The sequence below is a fragment of the Streptococcus cristatus genome (genome assembly GCF_003943465.1).
Lineage (GTDB): Bacteria > Bacillota > Bacilli > Lactobacillales > Streptococcaceae > Streptococcus > Streptococcus cristatus_C.
In genome coordinates, this window is the sequence record NZ_RJPR01000036.1 from 1 (window position 1) to 724 (window position 724).

Consider the following 724-nt stretch of genomic DNA (forward strand, 5'->3'; position numbering starts at 1 on the left):
AGTGCAAGTGCTTCAGCATCAGTAAGCCTAAGCCAGTCAGTTTCAACCAGCGCAAGTGCCTCAGCATCGTTGAGCTTGAGTCAATCAGTTTCAACAAGCGAGTCTGCTTCAGCGTCATTGAGCACCAGCCAGTCTGTCTCAGTAAGTGCAAGTGCTTCAGCGTCAATGAGCGCAAGCCAGTCTGTATCAGCAAGCGTGTCTGCTTCAGCGTCATTGAGCACCAGCCAGTCTGTCTCAACAAGCGAGTCTGCTTCAGCGTCAATGAGCTTGAGCCAGTCTGTCTCAGCAAGCGAGTCTGCTTCAGCGTCAATGAGCTTGAGCCAGTCTGTCTCAGCAAGCGAGTCTGCTTCAGCATCGTTGAGCGCAAGCCAGTCTGTATCAGTAAGCACAAGTGCCTCAGCGTCAATGAGCTTGAGCCAGTCTGTCTCAGCAAGTGCCAGTGCTTCAGCATCAGTAAGCTTGAGTCAGTCAGTTTCAACAAGCGAGTCTGCTTCAGCGTCAGTAAGCTTGAGTCAATCCGTTTCAACAAGTGAATCAGCTTCAGCATCAGTAAGCCTGAGCCAGTCTGTCTCAGCAAGTGCCAGTGCTTCAGCCTCATTGAGCACCAGCCGGTCTGTCTCAACAAGCGCAAGTGCTTCAGCGTCATTGAGCTTGAGCCAGTCTGTATCAGCAAGCGTAAGTGCCTCAGCTTCGTTGAGCTTGAGCCAGTCTGTCTCAGTAAGTG

1 protein-coding gene is annotated in these 724 nt (G+C 51.7%); it reads left to right on the forward strand.

Annotated elements, in window-relative coordinates:
• Positions 1-724, forward strand: a 724-nt coding sequence (locus tag D8793_RS11770) for a hypothetical protein (protein ID WP_185761205.1), incomplete at both ends; no start/stop codon positions are given.